Annotated in this window: 14 protein-coding genes; all 14 read left to right on the forward strand. The window is 54.1% G+C overall.

Annotation, left to right across the window (positions count from 1 at the left end; genetic code table 11):
* The first annotated feature begins 288 nt into the window (after positions 1-288).
* The 14 genes from gyrA to FEZ21_RS11285 all read left to right on the forward strand — a co-directional run bounded on the left by gyrA (position 289) and on the right by FEZ21_RS11285 (position 17,858).
* Positions 289-2,952: a DNA gyrase subunit A gene (gyrA, locus tag FEZ21_RS11220; RefSeq protein WP_003447086.1), complete on the forward strand. Its 2,664-nt coding sequence runs from the start codon at positions 289-291 to the stop codon at positions 2,950-2,952.
* 169 nt (positions 2,953-3,121) lie between these two features.
* Complete coding sequence (serC, locus tag FEZ21_RS11225) at positions 3,122-4,207, forward strand: 3-phosphoserine/phosphohydroxythreonine transaminase (protein WP_003447088.1); 1,086 nt, start codon at positions 3,122-3,124, stop codon at positions 4,205-4,207.
* A complete protein-coding gene (pheA, locus tag FEZ21_RS11230) occupies positions 4,207-5,301 on the forward strand; it encodes a prephenate dehydratase (RefSeq protein WP_003447098.1) in 1,095 nt (364 codons plus the stop codon). The genes serC and pheA overlap by 1 nt, the downstream gene beginning before the upstream one ends.
* Positions 5,302-5,312: 11 nt before the next feature.
* Positions 5,313-6,425: a histidinol-phosphate transaminase gene (gene hisC, locus FEZ21_RS11235; RefSeq protein WP_160627119.1), complete on the forward strand. Its 1,113-nt coding sequence runs from the start codon at positions 5,313-5,315 to the stop codon at positions 6,423-6,425.
* A 4-nt stretch (positions 6,426-6,429) separates the two neighbouring features.
* Positions 6,430-8,661: a bifunctional prephenate dehydrogenase/3-phosphoshikimate 1-carboxyvinyltransferase gene (locus tag FEZ21_RS11240; protein ID WP_160627121.1), complete on the forward strand. Its 2,232-nt coding sequence runs from the start codon at positions 6,430-6,432 to the stop codon at positions 8,659-8,661.
* Positions 8,661-9,344, forward strand: a complete 684-nt coding sequence (cmk, locus tag FEZ21_RS11245) for a (d)CMP kinase (RefSeq protein ID WP_003447104.1) — start codon at positions 8,661-8,663, stop codon at positions 9,342-9,344. The genes FEZ21_RS11240 and cmk overlap by 1 nt, the downstream gene beginning before the upstream one ends.
* A 122-nt stretch (positions 9,345-9,466) precedes the next feature.
* Positions 9,467-11,161 (forward strand): 30S ribosomal protein S1, encoded by a 1,695-nt coding sequence (gene rpsA / locus FEZ21_RS11250; RefSeq protein WP_003447106.1) that lies wholly within the window; start codon positions 9,467-9,469, stop codon positions 11,159-11,161.
* A 177-nt stretch (positions 11,162-11,338) separates the two neighbouring features.
* Entirely contained in the window at positions 11,339-11,545 is a 207-nt protein-coding gene (locus FEZ21_RS11255; RefSeq protein WP_127195908.1) for a hypothetical protein, read from the forward strand.
* 24 nt (positions 11,546-11,569) lie between these two features.
* Entirely contained in the window at positions 11,570-11,866 is a 297-nt protein-coding gene (gene ihfB / locus FEZ21_RS11260; protein WP_003447108.1) for an integration host factor subunit beta, read from the forward strand.
* A 24-nt stretch (positions 11,867-11,890) separates the two neighbouring features.
* Positions 11,891-12,142, forward strand: a complete 252-nt coding sequence (locus FEZ21_RS11265; RefSeq protein WP_003447111.1) for a lipopolysaccharide assembly protein LapA domain-containing protein — start codon at positions 11,891-11,893, stop codon at positions 12,140-12,142.
* A 311-nt stretch (positions 12,143-12,453) separates the two neighbouring features.
* Positions 12,454-13,731, forward strand: a complete 1,278-nt coding sequence (locus FEZ21_RS11270) for a Wzz/FepE/Etk N-terminal domain-containing protein (RefSeq protein ID WP_083912808.1) — start codon at positions 12,454-12,456, stop codon at positions 13,729-13,731.
* Positions 13,732-14,119: 388 nt separating this feature from the next.
* Positions 14,120-15,229 (forward strand): DegT/DnrJ/EryC1/StrS aminotransferase family protein, encoded by a 1,110-nt coding sequence (locus FEZ21_RS11275; RefSeq protein WP_003447115.1) that lies wholly within the window; start codon positions 14,120-14,122, stop codon positions 15,227-15,229.
* A 334-nt stretch (positions 15,230-15,563) separates the two neighbouring features.
* On the forward strand, positions 15,564-16,289 hold the full coding sequence (locus FEZ21_RS11280) for a transposase (protein WP_160627122.1): 726 nt from the start codon (positions 15,564-15,566) through the stop codon (positions 16,287-16,289).
* 66 nt (positions 16,290-16,355) lie between these two features.
* On the forward strand, positions 16,356-17,858 hold the full coding sequence (locus FEZ21_RS11285) for an oligosaccharide flippase family protein (protein WP_029612483.1): 1,503 nt from the start codon (positions 16,356-16,358) through the stop codon (positions 17,856-17,858).
* Positions 17,859-17,878: the final 20 nt, after the last annotated feature.

Consider the following 17,878-nt stretch of genomic DNA (forward strand, 5'->3'; position numbering starts at 1 on the left):
GCTTACCCCTTGAATCGCTTCCAGAGCCTCTCTGGGCACGCTCAGGCCCACAACCTGTCCAATTACTACGCTCCATGCGCATCTGGGGGATAGGTGCGTAGCGGCGTTTGTGATAACATTCGGCGGTTTCCAGGGTAGTCCGCAAGGGTTGCCCTTACTGCGCAAATCCGTGGCATAACTCGTTGATTTGTCGTAAGTCGCTGCATGGCACTTGGTCAGCAGCGGCGAGCTTCGTTCGTCCCGAATGGATGTGGCGAAGTTTCACCCGAAAAAGGAATCAGGCTTCTCATGGGCGAACTGGCCAAAGAAATCCTCCCGGTCAATATCGAAGACGAGCTGAAACAGTCCTATCTCGACTACGCGATGAGCGTAATTGTCGGGCGGGCACTGCCTGATGCACGCGATGGCTTGAAGCCCGTGCACCGGCGTGTGTTGTTTGCGATGAGCGAACTGAACAACGACTGGAACAAACCGTACAAGAAATCTGCCCGTGTGGTCGGTGACGTAATCGGTAAGTATCACCCGCATGGTGATACCGCGGTTTACGACACCATCGTTCGAATGGCTCAGCCATTCTCTCTGCGCTACCTGCTGGTAGACGGTCAGGGCAACTTCGGTTCGGTCGACGGCGACAACGCTGCGGCCATGCGATACACTGAAGTGCGCATGACCAAGTTGGCCCACGAACTGCTGGCCGACTTGCACAAAGAGACCGTGGACTGGGTGCCGAACTACGACGGCACGGAAATGATCCCGGCCGTCATGCCGACCCGTATTCCCAACTTGTTGGTCAACGGCTCCAGCGGTATCGCTGTGGGCATGGCCACCAATATCCCGCCGCACAACCTCGGTGAAGTGATCGACGGTTGCCTGGCGCTGATCGACAACCCGGAACTGAGCATCGATGAACTGATGCAGTTCATTCCGGGCCCGGACTTCCCGACCGCAGCAATCATCAACGGTCGCGCCGGCATCATCGAAGCCTATCGCACCGGTCGTGGCCGCATTTACATGCGTGCCCGCTCGATGATTGAAGACATCGACAAGGTCGGTGGCCGTCAGCAGATCGTGATCACCGAGCTCCCGTACCAGTTGAACAAGGCGCGCTTGATCGAGAAGATCGCCGAGCTGGTTAAAGAGAAGAAGCTCGAAGGCATCACCGAACTGCGTGACGAGTCCGACAAAGACGGTATGCGTGTTGTAATCGAACTGCGTCGCGGTGAAGTGCCGGAGGTTATTCTCAATAACCTGTATGCCCAGACCCAGTTGCAAGCGGTGTTCGGTATCAACATCGTTGCGCTGATCGACGGTCGCCCGCGGATCCTCAACCTTAAGGATCTGCTGGAAGCCTTCGTTCGTCACCGTCGTGAAGTGGTTACCCGTCGTACTGTTTTCGAACTGCGCAAAGCCCGTGAGCGTGGCCACATCCTTGAAGGTCAGGCGGTTGCCCTGTCCAACATCGACCCGGTCATTGCATTGATCAAGGCTTCGCCAACTCCGTCTGAAGCCAAGGAAGCGCTGATCAGCACGCCTTGGGAGTCCAGTGCGGTAGTGGCGATGGTCGAGCGTGCCGGTGCGGATTCGTGCCGCCCTGACAACCTGGATCCGCAATACGGCCTGCGTGAAGGCAAGTACTTCCTGTCGCCAGAACAGGCGCAAGCCATTCTTGAGCTGCGCTTGCACCGTCTGACCGGTCTTGAGCACGAGAAGCTGCTGGCCGAGTACCAGGAAATCCTCAACCAGATCGGTGAGCTGATCCGCATCCTCAATAGCGCCGTGCGCCTGATGGAAGTGATTCGCGAGGAGCTGGAAGTCATTCGTGCGGAATACGGCGACGTTCGTCGTACCGAAATTCTGGATCACCGTCTCGACCTGACCCTCGGTGACATGATCCCGGAAGAAGAGCGTGTGGTGACCATTTCCCACGGTGGCTACGCCAAGACCCAGCCATTGGCTGCGTACCAGGCTCAGCGTCGCGGCGGTAAAGGTAAATCGGCTACTGGCGTCAAGGATGAGGACTACATCGCTCACCTGCTGGTTGCCAACAGTCACACCACGCTCTTGCTGTTCTCCAGCAAAGGCAAGGTGTATTGGCTCAAAACCTACGAAATCCCAGAAGCATCCCGTGCTGCGCGTGGTCGTCCGCTGGTTAACCTGCTGCCGTTGGGTGAGGGTGAATACATCACCACCATGCTGCCGGTGGAGGATTACACCGAGGGGCACTTCATCTTTATGGCAACCGCTAACGGTACCGTGAAGAAGACCCCGCTCGAATCCTTCAGCCGTCAACGCAGCGTGGGCTTGATTGCGCTGGAGCTGGACGAAGGTGACGTACTGATCAGTGCCGCGATTACCGATGGTGAGCGCGAAGTCATGCTGTTCTCCGATGGCGGCAAGGTGACTCGCTTTAAAGAGTCCGACGTGCGTGCCATGGGTCGTACGGCCCGCGGTGTTCGCGGCATGCGTCTGCCAGAAGGTCAGAAGCTGATTTCGATGCTGATTCCTGAAGAAGGCAGCCAGATCCTCACCGCTTCGGCGCGTGGTTATGGCAAGCGGACTGCGATCAGCGAGTTCCCTGAGTACAAGCGTGGCGGTCAGGGCGTTATCGCCATGGTCAGCAACGACCGTAACGGCCGTCTGGTCGGTGCCGTTCAGGTGCTTGATGGCGAAGAGATCATGCTGATCTCCGATCAGGGCACCCTGGTGCGTACCCGTGTCGATGAAGTGTCGAGCCTGGGTCGCAATACCCAGGGCGTCACCTTGATCAAGCTGGCCAGCGATGAAACGCTGGTCGGGCTGGAGCGGGTTCAGGAGCCGTCGGAAGTCGAAGGTGAAGAGCTTGAAGGTGAGGTCGATGGTGGTGTTGAGCTCGATGACGAGGTCATCCACGATGGCGTCGACGACGAGCAGCCGCTAGAGGCTGGCGCTGACGAAGAAGAGCCGCAGGAATAAGCGGGTACACAGGGGGCGGATGAAGATTCGCCCCCTTGTTGTATGTGTGGAGGCGATATTGCTCGCGATGAGTGACTGTTGCACCGCAGTCGCCTGCAAGCCCTCACATTGAACAATGTGTCGATAATTGATTTATTGCGTGACCCACCAAATCAGAGTGAGAGTGGATGTGAGCAAACGAGCCTATAACTTCTGCGCAGGTCCTGCTGCGCTGCCTGAAGCTGTCCTGTTGCGTGCCCAGTCCGAGTTGCTCGACTGGCATGGCAAGGGCCTCTCGGTCATGGAAATGAGCCATCGCAGCGATGAGTTCGTGTCCATTGCGACCAAGGCTGAGCAGGATCTGCGTGACCTGCTGTCTATTCCCTCGAACTACAAAGTCCTGTTTCTGCAGGGTGGCGCAAGCCAGCAATTTGCCCAGATCCCGCTGAATCTGCTGCCGGAAAATGGCAAGGCGGATTACATCGATACCGGTATCTGGTCGCAAAAAGCCATTGAGGAAGGTTCGCGCTTTGGCCACATCAATGTGGCTGCCAGCGCCAAGCCTTACGATTACTTCGCGATTCCCGGTCAGAATGAATGGAACCTGTCGAAAGACGCGGCCTACGTTCATTACGCGCCCAATGAAACCATTGGCGGCCTGGAATTCGACTGGATTCCGCAAACGGGCGATGTGCCGCTGGTTGCCGACATGTCTTCTGACATTTTGTCGCGTCCGGTCGATATTTCCCGCTTCGGCATGATCTACGCCGGCGCCCAGAAAAACATCGGTCCGAGCGGTATTGTGGTCAACATCATTCGTGAAGACCTGCTGGGCCGGGCGCGCTCGATCTGCCCGACGATGCTCGACTACAAGGTCGCGGCAGACAACGGCTCGATGTACAACACGCCTCCGACGCTGGCCTGGTATCTGTCCGGCCTGGTGTTCGAGTGGCTCAAAGAGCAGGGTGGTGTAGAGGCCATCGGCAAGCTTAACGAAGTCAAAAAACGCACTCTGTATGACTTCATTGACGCCAGCGGCCTGTACAGCAACCCGATCAACAAGACCGACCGCTCGTGGATGAACGTGCCGTTTCGTCTGGCTGACGATCGTCTCGACAAGCCGTTCCTGGTGGGTGCTGAAGCGCGCGGGTTGTTGAACCTCAAAGGGCATCGCTCGGTGGGTGGCATGCGGGCTTCGATTTATAACGCTGTGGACATTACTGCGGTTAACGCGCTGGTGGCTTACATGGCAGAGTTTGAGAAGGAACACGGCTAATGTCCGAGCAAGAGCTTAAGGCGCTGCGCGTGCGCATCGACAGCCTGGACGAAAAGGTTCTGGAGCTGATCAGCGAGCGTGCCCGCTGCGCCCAGGAAGTGGCGCGGGTAAAAATGGCAAGCCTGGCTGAAGGCGAAGTGCCGGTATTTTATCGGCCCGAGCGTGAGGCTCAGGTGCTCAAGCGGGTAATGGAGCGCAACAAAGGTCCGTTGGGTAACGAAGAGATGGCGCGTCTGTTTCGCGAAATCATGTCTTCGTGCCTGGCGCTGGAGCAGCCACTGAAAGTGGCTTACCTCGGGCCGGAAGGTACCTTCACCCAGGCTGCAGCAATGAAGCACTTCGGGCACGCGGTCATCAGCAAGCCGATGGCGGCGATCGACGAGGTGTTTCGTGAAGTGGCGGCAGGCGCCGTCAACTTTGGCGTGGTGCCGGTGGAGAACTCCACTGAAGGTGCTGTGAACCACACGCTGGACAGTTTTCTCGAGCACGACATGGTTATCTGTGGCGAAGTTGAGCTGCGGATCCACCATCACCTGCTGGTCGGTGAAAACACCAAGACCGATAGCATCAGCCGTATTTACTCCCATGCCCAGTCGCTGGCCCAGTGCCGTAAGTGGCTGGATGCGCATTATCCGAACGTCGAGCGGGTTGCTGTGTCGAGCAATGCCGAGGCGGCCAAGCGGGTCAAGGGTGAGTGGAATTCGGCAGCGATAGCTGGCGATATGGCTGCAGGCCTCTATGGTTTGACCCGGCTGGCGGAAAAAATTGAGGATCGTCCTGACAACTCGACGCGATTCTTGATGATCGGCAGTCAGGAAGTGCCGCCGACCGGCGATGATAAAACATCGATTATCGTGTCAATGAGCAACCGTCCGGGCGCCCTGCATGAATTGCTGGTGCCGTTCCATGAGAACGGGATCGATCTGACACGTATCGAGACGCGTCCTTCGCGTAGCGGTAAATGGACCTATGTATTCTTCATCGATTTTGCTGGCCATCACCGTGACCCTTTGGTCAAAAGTGTTCTGGAGCAAATCAGTCAAGAAGCAGTGGCGCTTAAAGTGCTGGGTTCCTACCCGAAAGCGGTTCTCTGAGGCGGTCATACATGAGCGGTGATTTTCTCGCCCTGGCGCAGCCGGGCGTACAACAACTTTCGCCTTACGTCCCGGGCAAGCCTGTGGATGAGCTGGCGCGTGAGCTGGAGATTGATCCGGCCACCATCGTCAAGCTGGCGAGCAATGAAAATCCTATGGGGGCAAGTCCGAAGGCGCTGGAAGCCATTCGCAATGAACTGGCGGAGCTTACTCGCTATCCGGATGGTAACGGTTTTGCCCTCAAGAGCTTGCTGGCTGAGCGTTGCGGTGTGCAACTCGATCAGGTGACCCTGGGCAACGGCTCCAACGATATTCTGGAACTGGTGGCTCGGGCCTATCTGGCGCCGGGCCTGAATGCCGTGTTCAGCGAGCATGCCTTCGCGGTGTATCCGATTGTGACCCAGGCGGTGGGTGCACAGGCGCGAGTAGTGCCGGCCAAGGACTGGGGGCATGACCTGCCTGCCATGCTTGAGGCGATTGACAGTGATACCCGGGTGGTTTTCATCGCCAATCCGAATAACCCTACCGGGACCTGGTTTGGTGTCGATGCACTGAACGAGTTTTTGCAGGACGTCCCCGAGCGGGTTCTGGTGGTGCTGGACGAGGCCTATATCGAATATGCGGAAGGCGGCGAGCTGCCGGACGGTCTGGAGTTTCTCTCGGCCTATCCTAATCTGCTGGTCTCTCGTACGTTTTCCAAGGCTTATGGCCTGGCTGCCCTGCGGGTTGGTTATGGCCTGTCGACAACGGTTGTGGCGGATGTGCTGAATCGGGTTCGTCAGCCCTTCAATGTCAACAGTCTGGCGCTGGCTGCGGCCTGTGCTGCACTGCAGGATGCTGACTATCTGGCTGAAAGCCGCCGTCTTAACGAGGCGGGCATGCAGCAGTTGCTGGACGGTTTTCGTGAGCTGGGTCTGGGCTGGATTCCATCCCGCGGTAATTTCATTGCGGTGGATCTCGGTCAAGTGGCTGCCCCGGTTTATCAGGGGCTGTTGCGCGAAGGTGTGATCGTGCGTCCGGTGGCCAATTACGGTATGCCGAACCACCTGCGCATCACTATTGGTCTGCCGACGGAAAATACCCGTCTGCTTGAGGCGCTGGCCAAGGTTCTTGCTTGTGGTTGATGTAATGTCCTTGAAATCTGTAAAGCCTGTTGTGGGTCGGCTGGTGGTTGTCGGGCTCGGCCTGATTGGTGGCTCCTTTGCTAAAGGCATGCGCGAGAGCGGGTTGTGCGCTGAGGTGGTCGGAGTCGATCTGGACCCTGCGTCGCGCGCCCTGGCTGTAGAGCTGGGTGTGGTTGATCGCTGCGAAGCTGATCTGGCAGTCGCCTGCTGTGGTGCTGATGTCATCCAGCTGGCAGTGCCGATTCTGGCCATGGAGAAAGTGCTCGGGTTGCTGGCGGGCATGGATCTGGGGTCGGCCGTTCTGACTGATGTGGGGAGCGCCAAGGGCAATGTCGTGCGTGCTGCGACTCAGGCCTTTGGCGGCATGCCGCCACGCTTTGTTCCCGGGCACCCGATTGCCGGATCCGAGCAAAGTGGTGTCGAAGCCTCCAATGCGGTTCTGTTTGAGCGGCACAAGGTTATTTTGACCCCGGTGGCCGAAACCGACTCCGGGGCGCTGGCCCTGGTGGACACAATGTGGCGCGCTCTGGGGGCGGACGTCGAGCATATGCAGGTCGAACGCCATGACGAGGTGCTGGCTGCAACCAGTCATTTACCGCATCTGTTGGCATTCGGGCTGGTGGACTCTCTTGCCAAGCGCAATGAGAATCTGGATATCTTTCGTTACGCAGCGGGAGGTTTTCGCGATTTCACAAGAATCGCAGGAAGCGACCCGGTAATGTGGCATGACATTTTTCTCGCGAACCGCGAGGCGGTGTTACGTACATTGGATACATTTCGCAGTGATCTCGACGCCTTGCGCGATGCGGTCGATGCGGGAGATGGGCATCAATTGCTGGGCGTCTTTACCCGCGCCCGGGTTGCTCGCGAGCATTTCAGTAAAATCCTGGCCCGCCGGGCATATGTGGACCCTATGAATTCAAATGATCTGATTTTCCTGGCTGAGCCAGGTGGCAAGGTAACTGGCAAGATTCGCGTACCTGGTGACAAGTCCATTTCTCACCGTTCAATCATGCTTGGTTCTTTGGCTGAAGGTACAACCGAAGTCGAAGGTTTCCTTGAGGGCGAAGACGCTCTGGCAACCTTGCAGGCATTCCGTGACATGGGTGTGGTGATTGAAGGCCCGCATCATGGGCGCGTGACTATCCATGGTGTGGGGCTGCATGGCTTGAAAGCTCCGCCAGGCCCGATTTACCTGGGTAATTCCGGAACCTCGATGCGTCTGTTGTCGGGTTTGCTGGCTGCGCAGAGCTTTGATACGACCTTGACCGGCGATGCTTCGCTGACCAAGCGCCCGATGAATCGTGTGGCTAATCCGCTGCGCGAAATGGGGGCGGTGATTGAGACTGCTGCAGAAGGTCGTCCGCCGATGACTATTCGCGGCGGTCACGCGCTTAAAGGGATGGATTACACCCTGCCGATGGCCAGTGCCCAGGTCAAATCCTGCCTGCTGCTGGCGGGTTTGTATGCTGAAGGCAAGACCTCGGTCACTGAGCCGGCGCCAACCCGTGATCATACCGAGCGCATGCTGCGTGGCTTCGGCTACCCGGTCAGTGTCGAGGGTGCCACGGCTACTGTTGAATCAGGCCACAAGCTCACGGCTACCCACATTGAAGTACCTGGCGATATTTCATCCTCGGCGTTCTTCCTGGTGGCCGCCTCGATTGCCGAAGATTCCGATCTGGTGCTCGAGCATGTCGGCATCAACCCGACCCGCACCGGCGTTATCGACATCCTGCGTTTGATGGGGGCGGATATCACCCTCGAGAACCAGCGCGAAGTGGGTGGCGAACCTGTAGCTGATTTGCGTGTGCGCGCAGCCAGGCTAAAAGGTATCGAGATTCCTGAAGAGCTGGTACCGCTGGCGATTGATGAATTCCCGGTACTGTTCGTGGCGGCGGCAGTGGCCGAAGGTCGCACGATCCTGCGCGGCGCTGAAGAACTGCGGGTCAAGGAGTCTGACCGGATTCAAGTCATGGCTGACGGCTTGCTGGCGCTGGGCGTGAAGTGTGAGCCAACTGCGGACGGTATCATTATCGATGGTGGCTCCATTGGTGGCGGGGAAGTTCATGGTCACGGTGACCACCGCATTGCGATGGCATTCAGCATCGCTTCTCTGCGGGCAACGGCTCCCATCCGTATTCACGACTGTGCCAATGTCGCGACTTCGTTCCCTAACTTCCTAGCCTTGTGCAAGCAGGTAGGCATTCGCGTAGCGCAAGAGGTGCAGTCGTGATGGTCCCGCCGGTTATCACTATCGACGGCCCAAGCGGTTCCGGCAAAGGCACCGTGGCTGGCAAGCTGGCCAAGAGCCTGGGCTGGAATCTGCTGGATTCCGGTGCCCTGTATCGTTTGCTGGCATTCGCGGCGAGCAATCATGGCGTTGCTCTGGATAACGAAGCCTTGCTCGAGAAACTTGCTGCGCATCTTGATGTGCAGTTCGTCGGAGCGACGGACGGCAAGCATGCGCGCATTATTCTGGAAGGTGATGACGTTACTCACGCGATTCGCAGTGAGACCGTTGCTGCCGGGGCTTCCAGAATTGCCGCCTTGCCGGCTGTTCGTGAGGCTTTGCTGCAGCGTCAGCGGGCATTTCAGGAACTTCCCGGTCTGGTTGCCGATGGTCGCGACATGGGAACTGTGGTGTTTCCGGACGCGCCGTTGAAGATATTTCTGACGGCTAGCGCGGAGGAACGTGCCCGTCGCCGTTACTTGCAGTTGAAGGCCAAGGGCGATGATGTTAGTCTCTCGGGTCTGCTAGATGAGATTCGTGCCCGCGATGAGCGTGATACGCAGCGTGCAATAGCCCCGCTTAAACCGGCGGCTGATGCAATACAGCTGGACTCCACGGAGTTGTCGATCGAGCAGGTGCTTGAAAGAATCATGAGTGAAATCGCCCTGCGCGATATCACTGGATGACCAAGAAAGCGTGCAGGAGACCAGAAATAGTCCTGCATGCCTTCTTTTATATGAACGTAACCCACATTGTCTGGAATGTGGCAGATGGGCGTATCCTTCGCCCTTGATCAACAGGAATTAAAATGAGCGAAAGCTTTGCAGAACTCTTTGAAGAAAGCCTAAAAACCCTGAATCTTCAGGCTGGCTCTATCATCACCGCTATCATCGTTGATATCGATTACCAAGCTGGTTGGGTAACCGTTCACGCTGGTTTGAAGTCTGAAGGCCTCATCCCGCTGGAACAGTTCCACAACGACGCTGGCGAACTGAACATCAACATCGGTGATGAAGTTCACGTTGCGCTGGACGCGGTCGAAGACGGCTTTGGCGAAACCAAGCTGTCCCGTGAAAAAGCCAAGCGCGCTGAATGCTGGATCGTTCTGGAAGCAGCCTTCGCAGCAGAAGAAGTTGTCAAGGGCGTTATCAACGGTAAGGTTAAAGGCGGCTTCACTGTCGACGTTAACGGCATCCGTGCGTTCCTGCCAGGTTCTCTGGTTGACGTTCGTCCAGTGCGCGATACTACGCACCTGGAAGGCAAAGAGCTGGAATTCAAGGTCATCAAGCTTGACCAGAAGCGCAACAACGTTGTTGTTTCGCGTCGTAGCGTGCTTGAAGCAGAGAACTCGGCCGAGCGTGAAGCTCTGCTGGAATCCTTGCAGGAAGGTCAGCAAGTTAAAGGTATCGTTAAAAACCTCACGGATTACGGCGCATTCGTCGATCTGGGCGGTGTTGACGGCCTGTTGCACATCACTGACATGGCCTGGAAGCGTATCAAGCATCCTTCCGAAATCGTCAACGTTGGCGACGAGATCGATGTCAAGGTTCTGAAGTACGATCGCGAACGCAATCGTGTTTCCCTGGGCCTGAAGCAGCTGGGCGAAGATCCATGGGTTGCTATCAAAGCCCGTTACCCAGAAGGCACTCGCGTTACCGCTCGTGTTACCAACCTGACCGACTACGGCTGCTTCGCTGAGCTGGAAGAAGGCGTTGAAGGTCTGGTACACGTTTCCGAAATGGACTGGACCAACAAAAACATCCACCCTTCGAAAGTCGTACAAGTCGGCGACGAAGTGGAAGTTATGGTTCTGGACATCGACGAAGAGCGTCGTCGTATCTCCCTGGGCATCAAGCAGTGCAAATCTAACCCATGGGAAGATTTCTCTGGCCAGTTCAACAAGGGCGATAAAATCTCCGGCACCATCAAGTCGATCACCGATTTCGGTATCTTCATTGGTCTGGACGGCGGCATCGACGGCCTGGTTCACCTGTCCGACATCTCCTGGAACGAAGTTGGCGAAGAAGCCGTACGTCGTTTCAAGAAGGGCGACGAGCTTGACACCGTTATCCTGTCTGTTGATCCAGAGCGTGAGCGCATCTCCCTGGGTATCAAGCAGCTGGAAAGCGATCCGTTCTCCGAGTACGTACAAGAGAACGACAAAGGCGCAATCGTTAAGGGCATCGTGAAAGAAGTTGACGCTAAAGGCGCCATCATCACTTTGGCTCCGGATATCGAAGCAACTCTGAAAGCCTCCGAAATCAGCCGTGACCGCATCGAAGATGCACGTAACGTTCTGAAAGAAGGCGAAGAAGTAGAAGCCAAGATCATCAGCGTTGATCGCAAAAGCCGCGTAATCCAATTGTCCATCAAGTCGAAAGACGTTGAAGACGAGAAGGAAGCAATTCAGAGCCTGCGCGACAAGCCAGCTACCTCTGAGCCTGCTGCTGGTCCGACCACTCTTGGCGACCTGCTGCGTGCACAAATGGAAAAACAGAACTAAGTTCTGATTTACCATAGAAAAAGGGCGACTTAGGTCGCCCTTTTTTGTGCCTGAAATTTGAGCTGGCCAGGATTGGCTCGCCAGCTCAACCCCGGCCCCGGGGGGTGGCCTGATACAGGCCTTATGGGGCAGCGCTAACGAGACGTATATGATTGGTGGAATTCCTGAGCGGCAGGCTTGCAGCGTCGTCTGCAGCTGTCAGCGATCGCCAGAGCGAGGCTAAAGAGCCTGCGGCAGTGGTTATGGGTTCAAGGTGGCGGTCGCATGCCTGTTTTTCTGCTCTGCTGGCTGTTTGGCATCTATCTGATGCCTTTAAAGATAAGTCAATCCCTGGGCTGTTCAAACCCTTTCGATCATGCTAAAACCTTTGAAGCGCTGATCTAGCTGCTTGAAAAAGAAGGGAAAAATATGACGAAGTCGGAGTTGATCGAACGAATTGTCACCCATCAAGGGCTGCTTTCATCCAAGGATGTAGAGTTGGCTATCAAGACTATGCTTGAACAAATGTCACAGTGTCTGGCGACCGGGGATCGAATTGAGATCCGTGGCTTTGGCAGCTTCTCGCTGCACTATCGTGCGCCGCGTGTAGGCCGTAACCCAAAGACCGGCCAGTCTGTCAGCCTCGATGGCAAGTTTGTTCCTCATTTCAAGCCGGGCAAAGAGCTCCGGGATCGAGTTAATGAGGATGAGGAAGACGATATTTAATCCTTAAGGACCTAGGAGTTACTGATGCGTGACTTTAAACGTGCAGTGTTGGGGGTGTTCGCCCTGGCTGTTATTTTCGGGACTGTAATATTTATCCTCGAAAACCAGCAGCCTACCTCATTGATGTTTTTGGGGTGGCGTTCGCCTGAGTTGCCAGCATCGCTATTTTTTATCGGTGCCTTACTGCTTGGCATGCTCTTCGGCCCGGTATTGGGGTTTGTGGTCTATAAGCGAAAATCTGCGAAACTAAAACGCAGCCTGCTGGCCCATTCGTAGGCCTTTTTACATATTGAGTGTGTCTTAGCGCAGACAATGCGGCCGGGAGAGGGCTGCAGCGCAGGTTGAGAGCTCAAATGTAAATGGCACACTACAAAATTCATGTCGCGCCCCATAGATTTATTACACTTTGTCAGGCTTGTATAGTTTCGAGATACTGGCAAAATGCTTCAGATTCTCGATGTACAGTTATTTTTATGCTTCTTCAGGTGTGCATGAAGCTAAGGCCTGATGTTAGAAAGTTATATAAGCGCGTATGAAAATCGCTGCATAACGAGCCCGCAGTTTCTTTTAGAAGGCAGGTCTTGGTTGTGAGTAGTCTCTCCCGTATCCCGAATGCTCCTTCGTCCAATGAAGTGGATTTACTCCCTTTGTTTTTGATGGTCTGGCAGCAGAAAAAAATCATTCTTGCTACGGCTGCTCTCTTTGGTCTGGTTGCTTTGGGCTATGCCTATTTAAGTACGCCTGAATATCAGGTGAGTAGCGTTCTGCGCCCGGCAGCCATCAACGAGCTGGATGCACTCAATCGATCGGGTGTATACACCCTGCCTCCCAATGAGGCTCTGTTGAAAGTAGGGTCGTCGCTGGAGTCATACGATAATCGACTGGGTTTTTTCCGGAGCAATCAAGAGCTATTCACTCAATTCAAGCGTCCGGGGCGCACCCTTGAGCAAAGCTTCGAAGATTTCAATCGCAACTCGCTAAAGCTGATTTTTCCTGATTCTAAAAAAGCGGATTCCCAGAACGCTGCGATTAGCATGGAGTTGACATATCCCGGGGGAGTGGACGGGGTAAAGATCCTCAATGGCTTTGTCGATTACGCCATTGATGCAGAGCGTAAGCAAATTGCCGCTGACCTCAAGGTTATCGTCAATAACCGTTTGACCGAGCTAAAAGGCAAGCTGGACGCAGCCCGCTCCAGCTATGAGATAGACAAGGAGGCGCGCATCGCCGCCTTGAACGAAGCCGACAGCATAAAGCGTGCGCAATTGCAGGATGAGCTCAAGGCGTTGCGTCAGCAACTCAAAGTTGTGCGCACTGATCGTATGGCGCAACTGAGTGAGGCTATTGGCATCGCGAGGGCCTTGAATATTCAAAAGCCTACCACGCCCTCGGCGTTGGGTGATTCGGCTGGCACTCGCGGATCCAGTAGTATGCGAACCGAAATCAGCAATCAGCAAATCCCCTTGTATTTTATGGGTACAGAAGCGCTTGAAGCAGAACGGACCGTTCTGCAGCAGCGCAAAACTGACGATTTCACCGAGGGGCGCGTAGCCCAGATTGCCCGAGAGCTGCAACTGTTGCAAAGCAACCGTGAAGTTGAAGCTCTTAAGCAGCGTCAAAATGAAGACCTGTTCTTAAGTGGTGTAGAGCCGTTGCGCGCTGAAATTGTGCGTTTGGGGAATTTGAGTAACCTCGATAGCAGCAACATGAAGTTGGTCTCAATCGATCGCAAAGCCCTGGAGCCAATGCAGCCAGTCAAACCCAGGAAGGCTTTGCTCATACTGTTGGGTTTGTTGCTGGGTGGCATGCTTGGCGTGTTGATTGTTTTGGTCAGGTACTTTGTGGCTACGCGTCAGCAGGGGTGACCCTGAAGGGTTCGCTCCGTTAGCGGACACATAAGGCAATGGGAAAGTCCTGCAAAACGATCAGCACTAATGCAGTTTTTGGTAGATGATTATCAGGGCGGTTTTATGGGGTATTTACCGATATTTGTGGCCATGAGAAAGCAAGCCGCTGGCTACTTAAAGTGGCTTCAGAAGTGTTGCGTTTGGTCTCTTAAAGCGCGATTAGTTTTGTTCAGGTGCTTACATCAATGTCAGCCTGTGCGATGATTAAATTTTACGTTGCAAATGTATTTATGCCCTTTTGGCGGGGCTTGCCCTAGGCAAGGCCACACTGGTGCTTTCGGTAGTGAAATCAGCCCTGTAAAAATCATCACGGAACGCATCCGTTATTGTTTGTCGAGGAATCGAAATGAGTCAAAAGCCGGTATTCGTCACACAGCCTTATCTTCCTCCTCTGGAAGAGTTCCTTCCCTATCTTGAAGAAATCTGGTCTAACAAGATTCTGACAAACTGCGGGCCGATGCATCAAGAGTTGGAGCGGCAGCTGTGCGAGTACCTGGGTGTTGAGCACATTGCGTTGTTTAATAATGGCACCATTGCTCTTTTGACGGCCCTGCAATCTTTGCGTGTGGCTGGAGAGGTAATTACAACGCCTTATTCCTTTGTGGCAACGGCACACTCGCTGTTGTGGAATGGCATCAAGCCTGTATTTGTTGATATTGATCCAACCACATTGAATATGGATCCTGCCAAGATTGAGGCTGCAATCACTCCGCAAACCACCGCGATCATGCCTGTGCACTGCTATGGTCATCCCTGCAATGTAGACGCCATTCAGAAAATCGCAGATGCCTATAACATCAAAGTTATTTATGATGCCGCGCATGCATTTGGTGTTAAGGATGCGGGGGGGAGCATCCTGCGTCACGGAGACTTAAGTGTGCTGAGCTTTCATGCCACAAAGGTGTTCAACACTTTTGAGGGGGGCGCCATTGTTTGCCCTGATGCAAAAACAAAACAACGTATCGATCATTTGAAAAACTTTGGTTTTGTTGATGAGGTGACCGTTGTTGCTCCAGGAATCAACGGCAAAATGAGTGAGGTGAACGCCGCATTTGGCTTGCTTCAGTTGAAGTACATAGACACTGTTATTGCTGAGCGTGGCGACATCGATAAATGTTACCGGCGTGAGCTTGAGGGCGTTCGTGGCATTACAGTAATTGAAGAGTCAGGCCAAAAATCTGCAAACTTCTCATACTTCCCAATTCTTGTAGGGCCGGAATACCCCCTGACTCGCGATGAGCTGTATCAGAAGCTTAAAGATAACAACTTTTTTTCCCGCCGTTATTTCTACCCGCTGATAAGTGAGTTTCCGATGTATCGCGGGATGCTCTCAGCCAGCCCTAAAAATCTCCCTGTGGCAACTGCGATGGCTCTGAAAGTATTGTGCCTGCCCATTTATGCTGGCATCACGGAAGAACAACAGATGGAGATTATTTCGGTAATCAAGGACATCTAGAATCTTAAGTGCTCACCAATAAATTAGGTTATTGTGTTATCTCGCGTCGATGCTCTGATGATTTGGTCTCACGTGAAGCACGGGCCCTTACAGTTGTCTGAGGAGGATATCCTCAAGCTGAGAGGGATCGTTCACAAAGGGAAAAAATTGGCGCGGTTGGGGTCTGGCTGAAACCCTGTGACGACATGCCCGCGTGGGCTCGGTAAAAGTGGTGGCCGAAGGCCGGGGGGTAACCTGAACCGGCTATGAACGTTGTCAATAATGGTTCGGCAAAGGTTTTTTGGGGCTGTTTGATGTGCACCGCTAAGGTGCTCCTGGCAAGCTGGCGGACTATATGACGACCATTGATGAGTGGGCGAAAACAAGCCCTTTGAGCGCCAGTGAGGTGCATCACCGCCTAGTTGAAGAAATCGACATTGCGGTGCGCTTGAATCCCGAGAAAGCGCTCTTAAACATCTCGAGATCGCCCGCAAACGTAGCCGTTACAGCCATTGAAAACCGTGACCCACAGGCTTTCGCCAGGAGCGGTGAAGAGCTTGAGCAACTGATTTGGAAGGCCCAAGAAGGAGAAATTGAATTGGTTTACATGGATGAAACGGACTTCTCTTTGTCATCGTCGGTGCGCAGCGTCTGGATTTGGCGCGGCAAGCCCCGCAACCCTCTGCTAAAGAAAGCAGGCCGTCTCAACGTCATGGCGGCAATACTGAGTTCTGGTGGGTTTTACTTGTTGTGGGCTTGGGGAGCGATGGCATCGCTAGCTTTTGCTGGCTTGTTGAGTCAGTTGAAAATGCGCACATCCATGTCTCCAGTCGTGGTGCTGGACAACGCCTTAACGCATGCGGCGAGAGCGGTGTCGGAGCGGTTCCAGCTTCTTGAGTTCAAAAGGCTGTCCCATGACTTCTTGCCTCATTATTTCCCAGAGCTAAATCGGGTCAAGATACGCTGGGGCAAGATAACGTATGCATGGCTGACTATTCGAAAACATACACGGACAGAGCCACAAAGCTCGCTTGATTGTATCCAGTTCGGATTTAGCAAAGATTACAAGCTGACTTTTTGATGACCGCTTAAGCGCTCAGCTCAGGTTTGCAACGAATAATATTATCTTATGCGGAAGGTTGCTGGGTTGAGCTTAAAATTAAACATTCTCGCGGGTTATGCTAGCCAGATTTACGTGACCTTGGTCGGCATCGCGATTCTGCCTCTCTATATAAAATATATGGGGGCGGAAGCGTATGGGCTGGTCGGCTTTTTCACGATGTTACAGGCTTGGTTTACTCTGCTGGATATGGGCTTGACGCCCACCATCAGCCGCGAAACTGCCCGGTTCAAGGCTGGTGCTATCAGTTCTTTGGCATACCGCCAGCTATTTCGTGCGCTGAGCAGTATCTTTTTTGGTATCGCTCTTGTCGGTGGTGGGGTGCTGATGTTGTTGTCAGCACATATAGCGGATAGCTGGTTGAAGGTTCAGACCCTGTCTCAATTTGAGGTGCAGACAGCTCTGCAAATCATGGCTGTAAGTGTCGCTATGCGCTGGCTCGGCGGGCTGTACAGAGGCGTGATTACTGGGGCAGAACATATTGTCTGGCTAAGTGCCTACAGTGTGGTTTTAGCCACACTGCGTTTCGTAATTGTGTTGCCCGTCATGTGGTATTTTGGTTACACACCTCTGGTGTTTTTCACTTATCAGCTAGCGGTCGCGCTGCTTGATACGTTAGGCATGTGGCTTAAGACGCTGACGCTGCTACCTCCGTTGGATAAAGGCGTGGAGGCGATCGGGTGGTCACTTGGGCCTGTAAAGCCGGTATTGAAATTTTCCATTGCCATTGCCTTTACATCATCTGTTTGGATACTTGTAACCCAGACAGATAAATTAATCTTATCAAGTATTCTACCCTTGTCCGATTACGGGCATTTCACAATGGCTGTATTGGTCGCTAGCGGCATTATGGTTGTGAGTGGTCCGATAAGTGGTGCGATCATGCCCCGTATGGCCAGGCTTTACACCGAAGGGAAACTCGATGAGCTGGTGCTGGTTTACCGCAATGCTACTCAGTTGGTGAGTATTCTTGCGGGTACGGCTGCGATAACCTTGGTCTTCTGTGCGGAGCCCTTATTGGCCGCATGGACCGGTGACGCCGTTCTCGCAAAACAGATAGCACCGATCCTGAAGCTCTATGCCGTCGGTAACGGTTTAATGGCGGTAGGTGCATTTCCCTATTACCTTCAATACGCCATCGGCAACCTCAAATACCATTTAATTGGAGCTGCCGGGATGGTGGTGGTATTGATCCCTAGTGTTATCGTTGCCGCGAATATGTATGGTGGTTTAGGAGCTGGTTTTGTATGGCTTTTGATGAACCTGTTATTTTTGCTCGGTTGGGTTGCTTATGTTCATTATAAAATGATGCCGGGAATGCACGTTGGTTGGTTGTGGGGCGACATTGTGAAAGTGGTTGCGCCAGGTGTGGCAGTGGCTTTGTTGGTGAGTCAAGTTGGATTTGACACTAGCGGATTGCTCAACGGACTTCTCTATAGCCTGTTTTTAGGCGGCGCTGTCTTGTGCGCAATTATGGTGTTTTCCTATTACGTTTTTCCTCTGACCTTGCTCAAGAAAGTAAGGGGCTGACCAATGGTTTTTTTACCTTT

The organism is Pseudomonas sp. 9.1(2019), assembly GCF_009910445.1.
GTDB classification, from domain to species: domain Bacteria; phylum Pseudomonadota; class Gammaproteobacteria; order Pseudomonadales; family Pseudomonadaceae; genus Aquipseudomonas; species Aquipseudomonas paraversuta.